Annotated in this window: 15 protein-coding genes and 1 riboswitch; of the genes, 4 read left to right on the forward strand and 11 right to left on the reverse strand. The window is 67.9% G+C overall.

The features are described 5' to 3' along the window. Both ACSQ9E_RS27925 and ACSQ9E_RS27930 read right to left on the reverse strand, forming a co-directional pair. Nucleotides 1-762, reverse strand: coding sequence for a glycine zipper 2TM domain-containing protein (locus tag ACSQ9E_RS27925; RefSeq protein ID WP_200961068.1), 762 nt, complete (start codon nt 760-762; stop codon nt 1-3). 238 nt (nt 763-1,000) lie between these two features. Further along, complete coding sequence (locus ACSQ9E_RS27930) at nt 1,001-1,960, reverse strand: YihY/virulence factor BrkB family protein (RefSeq protein ID WP_436219730.1); 960 nt, start codon at nt 1,958-1,960, stop codon at nt 1,001-1,003. A gap of 136 nt (nt 1,961-2,096) precedes the next feature. Here ACSQ9E_RS27930 and ACSQ9E_RS27935 point away from each other — a divergent pair, with 136 nt between their 5' ends. Together ACSQ9E_RS27935 and ACSQ9E_RS27940 are read left to right on the forward strand one after the other, a co-directional pair. Continuing rightward, complete coding sequence (locus ACSQ9E_RS27935; protein ID WP_436219731.1) at nt 2,097-3,230, forward strand: serine hydrolase domain-containing protein; 1,134 nt, start codon at nt 2,097-2,099, stop codon at nt 3,228-3,230. A 51-nt stretch (nt 3,231-3,281) separates the two neighbouring features. Further along, nucleotides 3,282-3,833, forward strand: coding sequence for a shikimate kinase (locus ACSQ9E_RS27940; RefSeq protein WP_057266736.1), 552 nt, complete (start codon nt 3,282-3,284; stop codon nt 3,831-3,833). A 23-nt stretch (nt 3,834-3,856) separates the two neighbouring features. Here the strand turns inward: ACSQ9E_RS27940 and ACSQ9E_RS27945 are convergent, their stop codons facing one another. Beyond that, on the reverse strand, nt 3,857-4,636 hold the full coding sequence (locus ACSQ9E_RS27945; RefSeq protein ID WP_436219732.1) for an IclR family transcriptional regulator: 780 nt from the start codon (nt 4,634-4,636) through the stop codon (nt 3,857-3,859). 93 nt (nt 4,637-4,729) lie between these two features. Here ACSQ9E_RS27945 and ACSQ9E_RS27950 point away from each other — a divergent pair, with 93 nt between their 5' ends. Both ACSQ9E_RS27950 and fahA read left to right on the forward strand, forming a co-directional pair. Then, nucleotides 4,730-5,734: a Bug family tripartite tricarboxylate transporter substrate binding protein gene (locus tag ACSQ9E_RS27950; RefSeq protein ID WP_436219733.1), complete on the forward strand. Its 1,005-nt coding sequence runs from the start codon at nt 4,730-4,732 to the stop codon at nt 5,732-5,734. Between the two features lie 32 nt (nt 5,735-5,766). Next, nucleotides 5,767-7,038 carry a fumarylacetoacetase gene (gene fahA, locus ACSQ9E_RS27955; protein ID WP_436219734.1) on the forward strand — a complete coding sequence of 424 codons (1,272 nt, stop codon included), beginning with the start codon at nt 5,767-5,769 and terminating at the stop codon, nt 7,036-7,038. 36 nt (nt 7,039-7,074) lie between these two features. On the opposite strand, the gene metH is transcribed toward fahA, so the two are convergent. The 8 genes from metH to urtC form a co-directional block, all read right to left on the reverse strand. Then, nucleotides 7,075-9,813, reverse strand: coding sequence for a methionine synthase (gene metH / locus ACSQ9E_RS27960; RefSeq protein WP_436219735.1), 2,739 nt, complete (start codon nt 9,811-9,813; stop codon nt 7,075-7,077). 29 nt (nt 9,814-9,842) lie between these two features. Next, a riboswitch (S-adenosyl-L-homocysteine riboswitch) is annotated at nt 9,843-9,938 on the reverse strand. A gap of 17 nt (nt 9,939-9,955) precedes the next feature. Continuing rightward, nucleotides 9,956-10,702, reverse strand: a complete 747-nt coding sequence (locus tag ACSQ9E_RS27965; protein ID WP_428002848.1) for a hypothetical protein — start codon at nt 10,700-10,702, stop codon at nt 9,956-9,958. Nucleotides 10,703-10,750: 48 nt separating this feature from the next. Beyond that, nucleotides 10,751-11,776 (reverse strand): aliphatic amidase, encoded by a 1,026-nt coding sequence (locus ACSQ9E_RS27970; protein ID WP_436219736.1) that lies wholly within the window; start codon nt 11,774-11,776, stop codon nt 10,751-10,753. A gap of 144 nt (nt 11,777-11,920) precedes the next feature. Continuing rightward, nucleotides 11,921-12,286: an FmdB family zinc ribbon protein gene (locus ACSQ9E_RS27975; RefSeq protein WP_057266744.1), complete on the reverse strand. Its 366-nt coding sequence runs from the start codon at nt 12,284-12,286 to the stop codon at nt 11,921-11,923. 15 nt (nt 12,287-12,301) lie between these two features. Next, nucleotides 12,302-13,531, reverse strand: a complete 1,230-nt coding sequence (gene fmdA, locus ACSQ9E_RS27980) for a formamidase (protein ID WP_057266745.1) — start codon at nt 13,529-13,531, stop codon at nt 12,302-12,304. A 57-nt stretch (nt 13,532-13,588) separates the two neighbouring features. After that, nucleotides 13,589-14,278, reverse strand: a complete 690-nt coding sequence (gene urtE, locus ACSQ9E_RS27985) for an urea ABC transporter ATP-binding subunit UrtE (protein WP_057266746.1) — start codon at nt 14,276-14,278, stop codon at nt 13,589-13,591. Nucleotides 14,279-14,307: 29 nt separating this feature from the next. Then, the gene (urtD, locus tag ACSQ9E_RS27990) at nt 14,308-15,051 is read right to left on the reverse strand and encodes an urea ABC transporter ATP-binding protein UrtD (RefSeq protein ID WP_057200280.1); all 744 of its coding nucleotides are present in this window, start codon (nt 15,049-15,051) and stop codon (nt 14,308-14,310) included. 27 nt (nt 15,052-15,078) lie between these two features. Continuing rightward, nucleotides 15,079-16,284 carry an urea ABC transporter permease subunit UrtC gene (gene urtC / locus ACSQ9E_RS27995; RefSeq protein ID WP_436219737.1) on the reverse strand — a complete coding sequence of 402 codons (1,206 nt, stop codon included), beginning with the start codon at nt 16,282-16,284 and terminating at the stop codon, nt 15,079-15,081. Nucleotides 16,285-16,308 lie beyond the last annotated feature (24 nt).

Raw genomic sequence — 16,308 nt, forward strand, 5'->3', positions numbered from 1 at the left:
TCAATAGCCGTTGGCCACGCGCACCGCGCCTGCAGGGGCGTTGGTGTACGCGCCACCGCCGTTCGGGCGGCTGTCGCGCTCGTGGTCGATGCGGTAGCCCTTGCCCTGCAGCGCCACGGGCGTGCCCACAGCCGGGGGCTGCGCGCGCGTGAAGCGGCGCAGCGAACCATCGTCCATGCGGATCGCCACCTGGTACACCGTGCGGGTGCGCGAGCGCTGCTCCACCTGGTGGCCCACATAGCCACCGCCCACGGCGCCCAGCACCGTGGCGGCGGTGCGGCCATTGCCCTTGCCGATCTGGTTGCCCACCACCGCGCCAAGCACGCCGCCCGCGACCGCACCCACACCGGTGGCAGGCTCGGCCTGCTGGATTGCCTGCACCGATTCGACCCGGCCGCAGGTATTGCACACCGGTGCGCGTTGCACCATCTGCGCCGTGCCGCCGGCCAGGTTCGCACGCTGGGGCTGGAATGGCTCGGGCATGGGCGCAGGCGCACGCTGGGCCGGGGCACCGGCCTGGGGTTGCACCAGACCCAGCGGCTGGGCGGGAACGCCCTGCAGTGATTGGGCCACCACGGTCGGGCTAGCCGCCGTTGAGGCGGCCGCAACTTCAGCAGGACGGTGCTGCACCACCAGCGTGGTACCCAGGGCCACCACACATGCTCCCAGGGAGGCGATGGCGACCCACATCCACTTCATGGGCGAGGGGGTGGAAGGCACTGTGCGCACATCGGACGGCTGCAGGGTGATAGGGTTGTTCATGGTGTTTCCTTCCGCGCGCATGCGCGCCATTCATTCATTGGTTGGTTCGTGTGCCGGGGCCGGCGCTCAGTGAACAACGCGGCCCATGGATGCACGGTATACAGGCAATGGTGCGGGGCTTTGTCTGCTTTGTAAGGGTCGGTAAGAAGTGCTGCGAGCACCCCTCAAAGTGCAGAGCCCTGCGGCAGACAGTTGCTGTTGCTTACAGCGCAAAGTGACACCAGCCGCGCTCGTCCATTCAAGGCACGGGCGCCACGCCCGCGTCGGCCTGCGGCACGGGGACCGCCGGGGCGCGGCGCCTGCGCACCTGCAGCCCCGCCTCGTCCAGGGCCCGGGCACAGCTGGCCGCGAACAGCAGCACGGCCGACGAGAAATAGATCCACATCAGCAACACCACCAGCGAGCCGGCAGCCCCGTACGCGGAGACCACGGCAGCGGTCGACAGGTACCACGCCAGCAGCTGTTTGCCGATGGTGAACAGGGTGGCCCCGACCACCGCACCAGCCACCAGGCAGCGCAGAGGCGGCTTGCGCCCTCCGCCGATGCGCATCAGCCCCACGAACAGCGCCACGGCAAAACCAAAGGCCACTACCTCGTTGACCACCTGCAGGATGGGCCCGAGCGGTGCGATGGACAGCCGGGCACCGGCCCAGCCGGCAAACAGGTTGATGAGGGTGGACAGGGTGAGCGACACCAGCAGCAAAAAGCCAATGGCCAGCACGTAGGCCAGCCCGCGTAGCCGCAGCGAAGCCATATGCCACCAGGCAGCGCGTGCCGGCTCGGGCTCGCTCCCCTGCCACAGGCGCGCCAGCGTCGACTGCAGCTCCACAAACACCCCGGTGGCACCCGAGAGCAACACGACAAAGCCGATCAGCGAGGCCAGCCGACCCTCGGAAGGCTCCTGCGCGCTGGCCAGGGCCTGGCGCACCACGTCGGCCACGCGCTCGCCCATCACCGACTGCACCTGGTGCAGCAGGCTGCTTTCAAGGTAGCTGCGGTCCAGCCACCAGCCGAGCACGCCCACCAGCAGGAGCAGCAAGGGGGCCAGGCTGAGCATGCCGTAGAAGGACATGGCGGCGCTCATGCGCAGGCCATCGGCGTCGAGCCACATCTGCACTGCGCGCCACAGCGGCAGCACAGGCTGCACCAGGGGTTTGAGGCGCTCGGTGGCGCGCTGGATTCGGTCGGTGACAGTCATGCACGCAGCATAGGCTGCGGCCCGGCGGCTTTGCACCGGCCGGGCACGGAATTGCCTGTAGGTGCTGTCCCACAGGCGGCTGGGCGTTCATGCTACTTGTGGCAGGCTGGCACCATCTTGTCCCGGAGCCCCGCCCATGCACGCCCCCAGCCTGACCCGACTGCGAACCGTCCTGCAGGACCACGTTGACCGCGGCATCCTGCCCGGCGCGGTGGCGCTGGTGCACCACCGCGGCCAGACCGTGCTGCACGAGCCCCTGGGCGCCCAGGCGCCGGGCGCGGGCGCGCCGGCCATGGCTGCGGATTCGATCTTTCGCATCTACTCCATGACCAAGCCCGTGGTGTCACTGGTCACGCTGATGCTCATGGAGGAGGGGCGCCTGCCCCTGTCCCACCCCGTGGCGCGCTACCTGCCCACATTTGCCGGCCAGGGCGTGTTCGACCCAGCGACGGGGGGCACCACCGCCGTTCGGCGCGAGGCCACGGTGCATGACCTGCTGCGCCACACTGCGGGGCTGAGCTATGCCTGGGACACCGGCCCGGTGGCCCAGGCCTATCAAGCGGCACGCATCGGCTCGCGCCGCGACGGCAATGCCGCGCTGGCCAAGGCCATCGGGCCCCTGCCCCTGCTGCACCAGCCCGGCAGCTGCTGGGAATACAGCCGCGCCACCGACGTGTTGGGCGCCTTGCTGGAGGTGGTGGAGGGCGAGCCCCTGGGGGCCATCCTGCAGCGCCGGGTGTTTGGCCCGCTGCAGATGCGCGACACCGGTTTTCACGCGCCGGCGGAGCAACTGCACCGGCTGGCCGAGCCTTTCGCGCGCGACCCGCAGACCGGCGCCGAGGTGGTGCTCAATAACGTGTCGCGCCCGGCCACGTTCGAATCGGGCGGCGGCGGGCTGGTGTCCACGGCCGGCGACTACGCGCGTTTTGCGCGCCTGCTGCTGGCCGGCGGCACGCTCGACGGCGTGCGCCTGGCCAGCCGCGCCACCGTGGCCTTCATGGCGGCCGACCATCTGGGCGCGGGCATTCCGGCTGCCGGGGACATCCTGCCCGAGGGCTATGGCTTCGGCCTGGGGGTGGCCGTGCGCCGCAGCGCCGGCCTGGCGCCCCACGCCGCCTCGGTAGGCCAGTACGGCTGGAGCGGCATGGGCGGCACCTTCTTCCTGGTGGACCCGGCCGAGGACCTGGTGGCCATCTTGCTCACCCAGGCGCCCGGCCAGCTGCGCTACCTGTGCGAGCTGTACCCGGCGCTGGTCTACGCGGCACTGTAGCAACCACAGGGCCCTGCTTTAAACTCGTCCCCCAAGGGGCAAGAAAAGAATATGCAGATTCGCTGTGCACTGGTCGGCATGCCCGGCTCGGGCAAATCCACCGTCGGCAGGCAGCTGGCGCACCGCACGGGCGTGCCTTTCATCGACCTGGACCACCGGCTCGAGGAAACGCTGGGCACCAGCATCCGCCAGTTCTTCGAGGAACATGGCGAAGCGCGCTTTCGCGACCTGGAGGCGCAGGAACTCGCCAAGGCCGCTGCCCAGCCCGGCGGCATGGTGCTTTCGACCGGCGGCGGCGCCGTGCTGCGCCGCGAGAACCGCGACGTGCTGCGCGCCATGGGCCCGGTGCTCTACCTGCGCGCCTCGCCCGAAGAGATCTACAAGCGCGTCAAGCACGACCGCACCCGCCCCTTGCTGCAGGGCGGCAACCCCATGGACAAGTTGCGCGCCCTGTACGGACAGCGCGATGGCCTGTACCGCGAGACGGCGCACTACGTGATCGAGACCGGCCGCCCCACGGTGCACATGCTGGTCAACATGATCATGATGCAGCTCGAAATGGCTGCGAGCGCCGATACGGGTGCCGATCAGGCGCCACATTAGCCCCGATCCGCTGCTGACGACGCTCAGCGCAACGGCGCCGAGTCGCTCCAGTGGAAATGAACCCGCGGCTGGATGTCCGCGATCTCGGTGCGCAGCAGCGCGGCCAACCGCGCCGCCTCGCGCTGGGTGAGCCGCGCCACCGTGGTTGACAGGCTGATGGCCGCGAACGCGCGCCCGCCCACATCCACCACCGCATGGCCCACGGCGGCGGTGTTGGTGTTCAGGCAGCCGCCGCTGCGCGCATAGCCCAGGGTCTGGGTCTGCGCGAGCAACTGGCGCAGGGCCGGCTCGTCCAGCCCGCCGTAACGGCCCAAGGTGGGGGCATTGGCCTGCATGGCCGCGTCGATGAATTCTGCGTCCTGCGCCGCCATCAGCGCCAGCCCCGCCGCGCCCACGCCCAGCGGGCGGCGCCCGCCCACGGTCACGCTCAGGGGCGGGTCCAGCCGCTGCACGTTGGTGTGGGCATAGCAGACGGCCTCGCGCCCGCTGAGCACGAACAGGTAGGCCGCGTAGCCCGTGGCATCGGCCAGGCGCTGCAGATTGGCCGTGAACAGGGGCGCCACGTCGTGCCGCCCGCGCGCAGCCAGGCCATGCTCGAACGGGCGGCGGCCCAGCACGTAGCCCTTGCCCTCGGGCAGCGCAGCCACCAGGCGCGCCGCCATCATGTCCTGCAGCAACCGGTGCACCGTGGGGTGCGGTATGCCGGACTGGCGCGCGATGTCGGACAGCGACAGCCCGCGCGCGTCATAACGCGAGAGCTGGTCGAGGATGCGCAGCACGCGGTCGAGCACCAGGGTGGCCATGTTTGTCCATGCAGTGGAAAGAACGATTGTAGGAAACCGCAGGCCGGCCAAGAATGGCGGCATTCCTATAACCATCCTCGGAGACACCCGAACATGACCGCTTTCGACCGCACCCACACCACCCGCCGCACCCTGCTGTGTACCGCCGCAGCCGCCACCGTGCTCGGTCTGGCCGCCGGCCCCCTGGCCGCGCAGGAGGCAGCCTTCCCGGCCAAGCCCATCCGCTTCGTCGTTCCCTATGCCCCCGGCGGCACCACCGACCTGGTGGCGCGCACCGTGGGTGCCCACATGGCGCAGACGCTGGGGCAGCCGGTCATCATCGACAACCGCGCGGGCGCGGGCGGCAACATCGGAATGGACGCCGTGGCCAAGGCCGCGCCCGACGGCTACACCGTGGGCATGGGCGCCATCTCCACGAACGCGCTGAACCCGCACATCTACAAGAAGATGCCCTTCGACCCGCGCAAGGACTTCACGGCCGTGGGCCTGCTGGGCAACTCCACCATCGTGCTCGAGGCCGGCCCCGCACTGCCCGTGAAAAACGTGGCCGAGCTGCTGGCCCACCTGCGCAAGAACCCCGGCCTGCCCTATGCGACGGCCGGTGCCGGCACCTCCATGCACCTGGCCGGCGTGCTGTTCGCCCAGACCAGCAAGACCGACCTGGTGCACGTGCCCTACAAGGGCAGCGCACCGCTGATCACCGACCTGATCGGCGGCCAGGTACCCATCGCCTTCGACAACCTGCCCGCCTCGCTGCCCCACATCCAGGCCGGCAAGCTGCGCGCACTGGCCGTGGCGGGCGCTCAGCGCTCCCCGGCCCTGCCCGACGTGCCGACACTGGCCGAAGCCGGCCTGCCCGACTATGCGGTGGAGCCCTGGTTCGGCGTCTATGGCCCGGCCGGCCTGCCGACTGCAGTGGCCCAGCGCCTGAACAAGGCCCTGGCCGATGCGTTGGCCGACCCTGCGGTCAAGGACAAGCTGCTGGCCGCCGGCTTCACCCCGCGCAGCGCCAGCGTGGCCGACTTCGACGCCCTGACCAAGCGCGAATACGAGCGCCTGGGCAAGGTCGCCCACAGTGCGCAGATGAGCGCCGACTGATCTCATACCCCCTTTTTCTTACCACCGTGACCATGACCACCACCCTTGATGCCACCCATGGCACCCATCTGCGCAGTTGGGTCGCATCCGCCAACACGGCGGGCTGCGATTTCCCCATCCAGAACCTGCCATTCGGCCGCTACCGCAAGGCGGGCAGCGGCGACGCGCTGCGCATCGGCGTGGCCATCGGCGACCAGATCCTGGACCTGCAGGCCGTGGGCCTCGCCGCCTCGAACGACATGAACGCGCTGATGGCTGCCACGCCAGCCGCGCGCCAGGCCCTGCGCCAGCAGCTGTCCGAGGGCCTGCGCGAAGGCAGCGGCCAGCAGGCTGCCTGGTCCCAGGCGCTGTCGCCCCAGGCCGATGCCGAAATGGCTGTTCCCTGCCAGATCGGCGACTACACCGACTTCTACACCAGCGTGCACCACGCCACCACGGTGGGCAAGCAGTTCCGCCCGGACAACCCGCTGCTGCCCAACTACAAGTGGGTGCCCATCGGCTACCACGGCCGCGCCTCGTCCATCGGCATCAGCGGCCAGCGCGTCAAGCGCCCCCAGGGCCAGACCAAGGCGCCCGAGGCCGCCGCACCGGTGCTCGGCCCCTGCAAGCGGCTGGACTACGAGCTGGAGCTGGGCTGGTTCATCGGCCAGGGCAATGCGCAGGGCGAGCCCATCGCCATCGGCCAGGCGGAGCAGCACCTGTTCGGCGTGGCCCTGTTCAACGACTGGAGCGCGCGCGACATCCAGGGCTGGGAATACCAGCCGCTCGGCCCCTTCCTGTCGAAGAACTTCGCCAGCACGCTTTCGCCCTGGCTGGTGACCATGGAAGCGCTGGCGCCGTTTCGCGCCCCGTTCGAGCGCGACGCGGCTGACCCGCAGCCCCTGCCCTACCTCGACTCGCCCGGCAACCGCGCCCAAGGCGCCTTCACCATCGCGCTGGAGGTGCTGCTGCAGACCGCGCGCATGCGGGAAGCCGGCGAGCCCGCTGTGCGCCTGGCCCTGACCAACACCCAGCGCGCCGCGTACTGGACGCCCGCGCAGCTGGTGGCGCACCACACGGTGAACGGCTGCAACCTGCAGCCCGGCGATTTGATGGGGTCAGGCACGCTTTCGGGCCCCGAGGCCAGCGAAGCCGGCTCGCTGCTGGAGCTGACTGGTGGCGGCAAGCAGCCCGTGACCCTGCCCAATGGCGAGCAGCGCAGCTTCCTCGAAGACGGCGATACGCTGATCCTCAAGGGCTGGTGCGAGCGCGAGGGCGCTGTGCGCATCGGGCTGGGCGAGGTGAGCGGAACAATCGTTGCCTGACGCCCCGTAGGCAGCCCCTCCGAGGAGGGGCTGTTTTTACAGGTTGGGTGCCAGCAGCCGCGCCAGCACGGCCTCGTCCATGCCCCGCCGCTGGGCCATGTCGTGCAACTGGTCCTCGCCGATCCTGCCGACGCTGAAGTACGTGCTCTCGGGGTGGCCCAGGTAGAAGCCGCTCACGCTGGCGGCCGGCATCATGGCCAGGCTCTCGGTCAGGGTCATGCCGACTTCGCCGCACTGCAGCACGTTGAACAACTCGCTCTTGGCGCTGTGGTCGGGGCAGGCGGGGTAGCCGGGCGCGGGGCGGATGCCGGCGTACTTCTCGCCGATCATCTCGTCGTTGGTCAGCTGCTCGCCTGCCGCATAGCCCCACAGGTCGGTGCGCACGCGGTGGTGCAGGCACTCGGCAAAGGCCTCGGCCAGGCGGTCGGCCAGGCTCTTGAACATGATCGCGGAATAGTCGTCGAGCGCGTCGATGAAGGCTTTTTCCTTCTTCTCGATGCCCAGGCCCGCCGTCACGGCGAACATACCGGCATAGTCGGCGATGCCGCTCGATTTGGGCGCGACGAAGTCGGCCAGGCAGCGGCTGGGGCGGGTCAAGCCGTCGATGACGTGCTTTTCGGTTTGCTGGCGCATTCCGTACCAGGTCATGGCGACCTCGGTGCGTGTCTCGTCGGTGTAGAACTCGATGTCGTCGTCGTTCACGCTGTTGGCCGGGTACAGGCCCATCACGCCGCTGGCGGTAAGCCAGCGGCCCTCGATGATCTTTTTCAGCATGGCCTGCGCGTCGGCGAACACGCGCGTGGCCTCCACGCCCACCACCTCGTCGGTCAGGATGGCGGGGTACGGGCCGGCCAGGTCCCAGGTCTGGAAGAACGGGCCCCAGTCGATGTAGCGCGCCAGCTCGGCCAGGTCGAAGTTCTTGAACACGCGCCGGCCCAGCGCGCGCGGCACGGTGGGCTTGAACGCGGCCCAGTCCACCGGGGTCTTGTTGGCGCGGACCTTGGCCAGCGACCACAACGGGGTCTGCTTCTTGTTGGCGTGCTGGGTGCGCACCTTGTCGTAGTCGGCGTTGAGCTCCTGCACGTAGTGGTCCACGCCGTCGCCCAGCAGGCTCTGGGCCACACTCACGCTGCGCGAGGCATCGGGCACGTAGACCACGGGGCCCTCATAGTGGGGCGCGATCTTCACGGCGGTGTGCACGCGGCTGGTGGTGGCCCCGCCGATGAGCAGCGGGATCTTCTTGATGCGAAAGTGCTCGTCCTTCTGCATTTCGCCGGCCACGTACTGCATTTCTTCGAGGCTGGGCGTGATCAGGCCCGACAGGCCGACGATGTCGGCCCCCTCGACCTTGGCGCGCGCCAGGATCTCGTGACAGGGCACCATCACGCCCATGTTCACCACCTCGAAGTTGTTGCACTGGAGCACGACGGTGACGATGTTCTTGCCGATGTCGTGCACGTCGCCCTTGACGGTGGCGATGATGATCTTGCCCTTGCTGCGCACGTCGCGTCCGGCCAGCTCATCCTGGCGCTTTTCTTCCTCGATGTAGGGAATCAGGTGGGCCACGGCAGACTTCATCACGCGCGCGCTTTTCACCACCTGGGGCAGGAACATCTTGCCGGCGCCGAACAGGTCGCCCACGACGTTCATGCCGTCCATCAGCGGGCCCTCGATCACGTGCAGCGGGCGACCACCCTTGGCCAGCACGATCTGGTACGCCTCTTCGGTGTCTTCGACGATGAAATCGGTGATGCCATGCACCAGCGCGTGCGACAGGCGCTCGCCCACGGTCTTGGGGGACTCGGGCGTGCCGCGCCATTCCAGGCGCTTGCTCTCGTCCTTGGCGCCGCTCTTGGCGGTCTCGGCCACCTCGACCAGGCGCTCGCCCGCATCGGGGCGGCGGTTGAGCACCACGTCCTCGACGCGCTCGCGCAGCGTGGGCTCCAGGTCGTCGTACACGCCGACCATGCCGGCGTTGACGATGCCCATGTCCATGCCAGCCTTGATGGCGTGGTACAGGAATACGGTGTGGATGGCCTCGCGCACCGGGTCGTTGCCGCGGAAGCTGAAGCTCACGTTGGAGACGCCGCCCGAGACCTTGGCGCCGGGCAGGTTCTGCTTGATCCAGCGCACGGCCTCGATGAAGTCGACCGCGTAGTTGTTGTGCTCTTCGATGCCGGTGGCCACCGCGAAGATGTTGGGGTCGAAGATGATGTCCTCGGGCGGGAAGCCCACCTCGTCGACCAGCACGCGGTAGGCGCGCTCGCAGATCTCGATCTTGCGCTCGTAGGTGTCGGCCTGGCCCTTCTCGTCGAAGGCCATGACCACGGCGGCAGCGCCGTAGCGGCGCACCAGGCGCGCCTCGTGCTTGAATTTGTCGACGCCCTCCTTCATGGAGATGGAGTTGACGATGCCCTTGCCCTGCACGCAGCGCAGGCCGGCCTCGATCACCTCCCACTTGGAGCTGTCGACCATGATGGGCACGCGCGCGATGTCGGGCTCGGAGGCGATCAACTGCAGAAAGCGCACCATGGCCGCCTTGCTGTCCAGCATGGCCTCGTCCATGTTGATGTCGATGACCTGGGCGCCGTTCTCCACCTGCTGGCGGGCCACGGCCAGGGCCTCCTCGTACTGCCCGTTCAGGATCATGCGGGCGAAGGCCTTGGAGCCGGTGACGTTGGTGCGCTCGCCGATGTTGACGAACAGGCTGCCCTCGCCAATGGAGACGGGCTCCAGGCCGGACAGCTTCAGGGGGGGCATGGGAAGGGCGGACATCAGACTCACCTGCGCAATCGGTTCAGTAACGTAGGTGAGCGTCGTTGCGGGGTGGTCGGCCCCGAGCCTGACGAACAGCCGGCATCTGTGTGCCTGGGCGGTCCGCTGCAACGCTCCTCGGGGGAGGCATGATTTTACCTGCTCAGCGCACAGGCAGGAATTGCAGGAAAGTGCCCCCCACAATCCCCTGCACATAGCTGATGGCCGCGCGGCGGTACTTCTCGGTGACCACCAAGGCCACCAGGTCCAGGCGGGCGATGACCTTGCCGAATTCGCGCTCGAAGCTCAGGTTGCGCCCCTGGGGGCCGATCTCGTCGGCCCACAGCAGCGGCTGGCCCGCGGCATTGCGCCGCTGGGACAGCAGCCATACGGCCGATTCGACATTGCGCGCGGCGTTGTACAGGTGCTGGGCGTCGAGCGAGTCGAGCAGAAAGAACTCGCTCTTGCCGCCATGCGCGGTGACCAGCATGTCGGCCGTGGCGACGATGAACGCGGCCACCCGGTCGCCCGCGAACTCGGGCGCCAGTGCAAAGGCCAGGGCCGCGATGTCGCGCCGGCCCTGCAGCGGCGCCCAGGGCTGGCGCTGCGCGATGGCGGCGCGCACCTGCTCCATGGCCTGCTCGCGGCTGGCCGCGCCGCTTTTGCGCCACTCGGCCGGGTTGCGGCGGTAGAGCTTGTCCATCAGCAGGGTCAGGCTGGCCAGGTTGTCGCGCATGGCCAGGGTGGCCATGCGGTTCACGTCGGACTGGGCCAGCTCGCCCGTGGTGGCCGGTGCGCCCTTCACCTCGCCGCGCGGGGTGGGCGCGGGGGACGAGCAGCCGGCCAGGAAGACCAGGGACGTAAGGGCCAGCAAGGCCAGAGGGAGATGAAGGAATGCAGGCGCTACCATGTGCGCCGCATTATCGGCAACTGCTGGCCCCGCGCTGGTAACCTTGCGTCAGCTGCCGTCCGGGATGCCCTCGATGGGGCATTCCGCCGTGCCCACTGTGCTGCGTGTGAGCGCTTCCACCGCCTGGCGCGTGCCCTCGGGGTCGGTCACCCAGCGCTGGTAGAAGCCGTAGGGGCAGGCAGCCACGCCCTTGTCACCCTCGCCCGAGTTGAGAACGCCGGTATAGCCGCGGTGCAGCAGCTTGAACAAATGGTTCTCGGACTGGCCGTTCTTGCGGAAATCACGGATCAGGCTGGTGGACAGGGCCGCATACTGCACGCCGTACTCCTCCTCTCCGCATTCGCCCAGGGTGCGGCCATCGAAGCCGATCAGCGCCGAATGGCCGAAGTAGCTGTACACGCCATCGAACCCCGCCGCATTGGCCACCGCCACGTAGGTGTTGTTGGCGAAGGCCATGGCCTTGCTGATGAGGATCTGCTGCTCCTTGGCTGGGTACATGTAGCCCTGGCAGCGCACGATGAGCTCGGCGCCCTTCATTGCGCAGTCGCGCCAGATCTCGGGGTAGTTGCCATCGTCGCAGATGATGAGGCTGATCTTCAGGCCCTTGGGCCCGTCGCTCACATAGGTCTGGTCGCCGGGGTACCAGCCCTCGATGGGCGTCCAGGGCATGATCTTGCGGTACTTCTGCACGATCTCGCCCTGGTCGTTCATCAGGATGAGCGTGTTGTAGGGCATCTTGTGCGGATGCTCCTCGTGCCGTTCCCCCGTGAGCGAGAACACGCCCCAGACCTTGGCCTTGCGGCAGGCAGCCGCGAAGATTTCCGTCTCGGGGCCAGGAATGGTGGTGGCGGTCTCCATCATCTCCTGGCGGTCGTACATGATGCCGTGGGTGCTGTACTCGGGAAAGATCACCAGGTCCATGCCCGGCAGGCCGGTCTTCATGCCGACCAGCATGTCGGCGATCTTGCGCGCGTTCTCCAGCACCTCGGCCTTGCTGTGCAGGCGCGGCATCTTGTAGTTGACCACCGCGACGCCGACGGTGTCCTTGCTGCTCGAAATATCGCCGTGGATCATGGCGTGTTCTCCTTGGGAAATCCTGAAGCCTGGACGCCTCCTGCGGGTTGGCATTCAGCCGGATAACTAGGCGGGGAGCCGCAGACAGTGCTTCAGCACGGCAAGGCTCCCCAACGACGTTAGCCGGTTGAAGGCAAAGCCGCGTCAGTGGCTGATCATCCAGGGGCGTTTGGACGGGAAGGTCTTCGCACCGTTGGGCGCCGTGACGGTGCTGCCGCGTTTGCTCGCACCGCCGCTGCAGCAGCCACACCCCGAGGGATGGCGCAGCCGGCCGTAGCTGCCGGCATCGCCATCGCGCGAGGACGAGCGCGGGGCGTGCTGGGCGCGCTCGTTGGTGTCGTGCGCGCGGCGCTGCTCGGGGCTCACGCAGGCGAGGTGCGGTGCGTGCGCGAACACGCGCGCCGCTGCCGCCCCGCAGTCGGGGCAGGCGCAGGGCTCGTTGCGCAGGGCGACGCTGCGCAGCGCGTCGAAGTTGCCGCAGTCGGCGCAGGCGTAGTCGTAGGTGGGCATGGCGGGCCTGCCTTGCTACTTGTCTTGCGAGATCGGCATGTCGATGCTGCCGTCGAGCATCTTCACCGGGCCGGCGGCCGTGGGGTTGATGTCGAAGTCGAAGATCTCCGTGGGCAGCCACAGCGTGGCGCAGGCGTTGGGCACGTCGACCACGCCGCTGATGTGGCCCTGCACGGGGGCCGTGCCCAGGATGGAATAGGCCTGCGCGCCGCTGTAGCCGAACTTCTTGAGGTACTCGATGGCGTTCAGGCAGGCCTGGCGGTAGGCCACCGTGACGTCCAGGTAGTGCTGCTTGCCCGATTCGTCGACCGAGATGCCTTCGAAGATCAGGTAGTCCTTGTAGTTGGGGGTGACCGGGCTGGGCTTGAAGATCGGGTTCTTGATGCCGTACTTGGCCATGCCGCCCTTGATCAGGCTGACCTTCATGTGCACCCAGCCGGCCATCTCGATGGCGCCGCAGAAGGTGATCTCGCCGTCGCCCTGGCTGAAGTGCAGGTCGCCCACCGACAGGCCCGCGCCTTCCACGTAGACCGGGAAGTACACCTTGGAGCCGCGCGAGAGATCCTTGATGTCGCAGTTGCCGCCATGCTCACGCGGCGGCACGGTGCGCGCGCCCTCGGCGGCGGCCTTGGCCTTGGCCTCGCCCTGCAGCTTGCCCATGTGGGCTGTCACGCCATTGGGCGGATTCGCCAGGCCGGGCACGCGATCGGGGTCGGTGGCGATCAGCTCGGCTTCGCGGGCGTTCCAGGCGTCGAGCATCTTCTGGTCGGGCAGGCAGCCGATGAGACCGGGGTGGATCAGCCCTGCGAAGTTCACGCCCGGGATGTGGCGGCTGTTGGTGAACATGCCATGGAAGTCCCAGATGGATTTTTGCGCCAGCGGGTAGTGCTCGGTGAGGAAGCCGCCGCCGTTCTTCTTGGAGAAGAAGCCGTTGAAGCCCCACAGGCTGTCGTCACGCGCGCCGATGTCGAGCAGGTCCACCACCAGCAGGTCGCCCGGCTCGGCACCCTTGACGCCCACGGGGCCCGACAGGAAATGCACGGTGGACAGGTCCACGTCGCGCACGTCGTCGGCGCTGTCGTCGTTCTTGATGGCGCCGCCGGTCCAGTCGTAGGTCTCGAGCTTGAACTCTGCCCCGGGCTCCACCCACACGGCCATGGGGATGTCCGGATGCCAGCGGTTGTGTACCAGCGGGTTCTCGTACGGGGACTGCTTGAGGTCCACCTTGATCAGGGTATCGGCCATGGCGTGTTGCTCCTTGGATGGTTGTGGAAGGGGAACGAAAAGAGACGGGAGAGAGGATCAGACGGAAAGGTAGGCCTTGATGTGCTGCTGATCGGTGTCGGCACGCGCGGTCTCGTGTACCAGGCGGCCGCCTTCGATGACGAACAGGCGGTCGGCCACGTCCATGGCGAACGAGAGCACCTGCTCGCTGACCACGATGGTGATCTGGCGCAGCTTGCGGATCTCGTTGAGCGCGCGGGCGATGTCCTTGATGATCGAAGGCTGGATGCCCTCGGTAGGTTCGTCGAGCAGCAGCACCTTGGGGTCGGTGACCAGCGCGCGCGCAATCGCCAGCTGCTGCTGCTGCCCGCCCGAAAGGTTGCCGCCCTTGCGCCGGCGCATGTCCCAGAGCACGGGGAACAGGGCGTAGATCTCCTCGGGGATCTCGCGCGTCTTCGAGTTTTCGAGGCCCGTCTGGATGTTTTCTTCCACCGTCAGTGTCGGAAAAATCATGCGGCCCTGGGGCACGTAGGCGATGCCCTTGGCCACGCGGCGAAAGCTCTCGTCACGCGTCACCTCCTGGCCGGCCACGCTGATGCTGCCGCTCTTGACCGGCATCACGCCCATGAGGCTCTTGAACAGCGTGGTCTTGCCCATGCCGTTGCGGCCCATGATGGCCACGGTCTCGTTGGCCCGGCCCGAGAACGAGATACCGTGCAGTGCTTCGCTCTGGCCGTAGGCCACGAACAGGTCCTTGACTTCCAACATATGGGTGCTCCTGTGCGGGGGATGGCCGGTCAGTGGCCGAGGTAGACGTCGATCACCTTGGGGTCGTTCTGGACCTTGTCCATCGAGCCTTCGGCCAGGATCTTTCCCTGGTGCATGACGGTGACCTTGTGCGCGATGCGCTTGACGAACTCCATGTCGTGCTCAATCACGATCACCGCGCGGTTCTTGCAGATGCGTTGCAGCAGCTCGGCCGTGAGCTCGCGCTCGCGCGCGCTCATGCCGGCAATCGGCTCGTCGAGCATCAGCAGCTCGGGCTCCTGCATCAGCAGCATGCCGATCTCCAGCCACTGCTTTTGCCCGTGCGAGAGCAGGCCGGCCTCGGTGGCGAGCTTGTCCCCGAGGCCGATGTCGTCGGCCACGGCCTGCACGCGCTCCTTCACCGCCGGGGTGCAGCGGAACGCGAGTGCACCGAACACCGAGCGGCCCGAGGGATACGAGACCTCCAGGTTCTGGAACACCGAGAGGTTCTCGTAGATCGAAGGCGTCTGGAACTTGCGGCCGATCCCCAGGCGCACGCGCTTGTGCTCGGCCATGCGCGTGAGCTCCTCGTTCTTGAACTTGATGCTGCCGCCGGTGGCGCGCGTCTTGCCGCAGATCAGGTCCAGGAGTGTGGTCTTGCCCGCGCCGTTGGGGCCGATGATCACGCGCAGCTCGTTCTTGTCGACGTACAGCGTGAGGGCGTCGATGGCCTTGAAGCCATCGAACGAGACCGTGAGGTCTTCCACGGCCAGGGCGAAGTCGGTGTTGCTCATGGGGGGTGCTCCGGGTGCGGGGTGCGCTCAGGCGCTCTGGCTGCTGGTGCCTTCGGGCAGGGCCGGGGGGCGCGCTGCCGCAGCAGCGGGCTCGGCGTCTGCGGCCGGGCGGCCCACCGGTGCCGGGGTACGCACCGACGCCTGGCGCAGCGCCTCGCGGCGGCCCTTCCACCAGGGCACGATGTGGCTCTCCCACAGGCCGGCCAGGCCCATGGGGAAGGCCATGGTCACGCCGATGAACAGGGCCGCCATGAGGAACAGCCACAGGTCCGGGAAGCTTTCGGAGAAGTAGGTCTTGCCGGCGTTGACCAGCAAGGTGCCGTAGACCGCGCCCACCAGGCTCATGCGCCCGCCCACGGCGGCGTAGATCACCATCTCGATGGAGGGCACGATGCCCACGAAGCTCGGCGACATGAAGCCCACCTGCAGCGAGAACAGCGCACCGCCGATGCCCGAGAGCGCGGCCGCCAGGCAGAAGGTGAAGACCTTGAAGTTGGCCACGTCGTAGCCCGAGAAGCGCACGCGGTCTTCCTTGTCGCGCATGGCCAGCAGCAGGGTGCCGAGCTTGCTGGTCTGGATGAAGCGGCACAGCACGATGGACAGCACCAGCAACGCCACGCACACGTAGTACAGGATGTACTTGGCGCTGTCGGTGCGCGTGTCCCAGCCCCACAGGGTCTTGAGGTCGGTCATGCCGTTGACGCCGCCGGTGTAGCCCTGCTGGCCGATGATGAGCACGGTGCAGATCAGCGCCACGGCCTGGGTGATGATGGCGAAGTACACCCCGCCCACGCGGCGCTTGAACATGGCGAAGCTCACGATAAAGGCCAGCAGCGTGGGCACCACGATTACGGCAGCCAACGAGAACGGCAGGCTCTTGAACGGCACCCAGAGTGCGGGCAGCTCGGTGATCTGGTTCCAGTCCATGAAGTCGGGAATGCCGGGGGTGGACTGGATCTTGGTGCTGATGGGGTCGGACGCTTCGAGCTTGAGGAACATCGCCATGGCGTAGCCGCCCAGGCCGAAGAACACGCCCTGCCCCAGGCTGAGCACGCCGCCGTAGCCCCAGACCATGACCAGGCCGATGGCCACGAAGGCGTAGGTGAGGTATTTGCCCACCAGGTTCAGGCGGAATATGTCGAGCGCCAGTGGCAGCACCACCGCCAGCAGCACGGTGAGCAGCACCAGGCTGGCAAGCTGGTAGCGCTGGATCCAGGCTTTGAGGGCATTCATGAAGTGACTCCGGTGAACTCAGGG

The sequence above is a fragment of the Acidovorax sp. LjRoot118 genome (assembly GCF_964253575.1).
Classification (GTDB): domain Bacteria; phylum Pseudomonadota; class Gammaproteobacteria; order Burkholderiales; family Burkholderiaceae_C; genus Acidovorax.

Coding starts and splice junctions, on each gene's coding strand:
- ACSQ9E_RS27930 (WP_436219730.1), bottom strand. CDS start 1,960: ATGACTGTCACCGACCGAATCCAGCGCGCCACCGAGCGCCTCAAACCC.
- urtE (WP_057266746.1), bottom strand. CDS start 14,278: ATGTTGGAAGTCAAGGACCTGTTCGTGGCCTACGGCCAGAGCGAAGCA.
- metH (WP_436219735.1), bottom strand. CDS start 9,813: ATGTCCGCCCTTCCCATGCCCCCCCTGAAGCTGTCCGGCCTGGAGCCC.
- ACSQ9E_RS27970 (WP_436219736.1), bottom strand. CDS start 11,776: ATGATCCACGGCGATATTTCGAGCAGCAAGGACACCGTCGGCGTCGCG.
- urtD (WP_057200280.1), bottom strand. CDS start 15,051: ATGAGCAACACCGACTTCGCCCTGGCCGTGGAAGACCTCACGGTCTCG.
- fmdA (WP_057266745.1), bottom strand. CDS start 13,531: ATGGCCGATACCCTGATCAAGGTGGACCTCAAGCAGTCCCCGTACGAG.
- ACSQ9E_RS27950 (WP_436219733.1), top strand. CDS start 4,730: ATGACCGCTTTCGACCGCACCCACACCACCCGCCGCACCCTGCTGTGT.
- ACSQ9E_RS27965 (WP_428002848.1), bottom strand. CDS start 10,702: ATGGTAGCGCCTGCATTCCTTCATCTCCCTCTGGCCTTGCTGGCCCTT.
- ACSQ9E_RS27935 (WP_436219731.1), top strand. CDS start 2,097: ATGCACGCCCCCAGCCTGACCCGACTGCGAACCGTCCTGCAGGACCAC.
- ACSQ9E_RS27940 (WP_057266736.1), top strand. CDS start 3,282: ATGCAGATTCGCTGTGCACTGGTCGGCATGCCCGGCTCGGGCAAATCC.
- ACSQ9E_RS27925 (WP_200961068.1), bottom strand. CDS start 762: ATGAACAACCCTATCACCCTGCAGCCGTCCGATGTGCGCACAGTGCCT.
- fahA (WP_436219734.1), top strand. CDS start 5,767: ATGACCACCACCCTTGATGCCACCCATGGCACCCATCTGCGCAGTTGG.
- ACSQ9E_RS27975 (WP_057266744.1), bottom strand. CDS start 12,286: ATGCCCACCTACGACTACGCCTGCGCCGACTGCGGCAACTTCGACGCG.
- ACSQ9E_RS27945 (WP_436219732.1), bottom strand. CDS start 4,636: ATGGCCACCCTGGTGCTCGACCGCGTGCTGCGCATCCTCGACCAGCTC.
- urtC (WP_436219737.1), bottom strand. CDS start 16,284: ATGAATGCCCTCAAAGCCTGGATCCAGCGCTACCAGCTTGCCAGCCTG.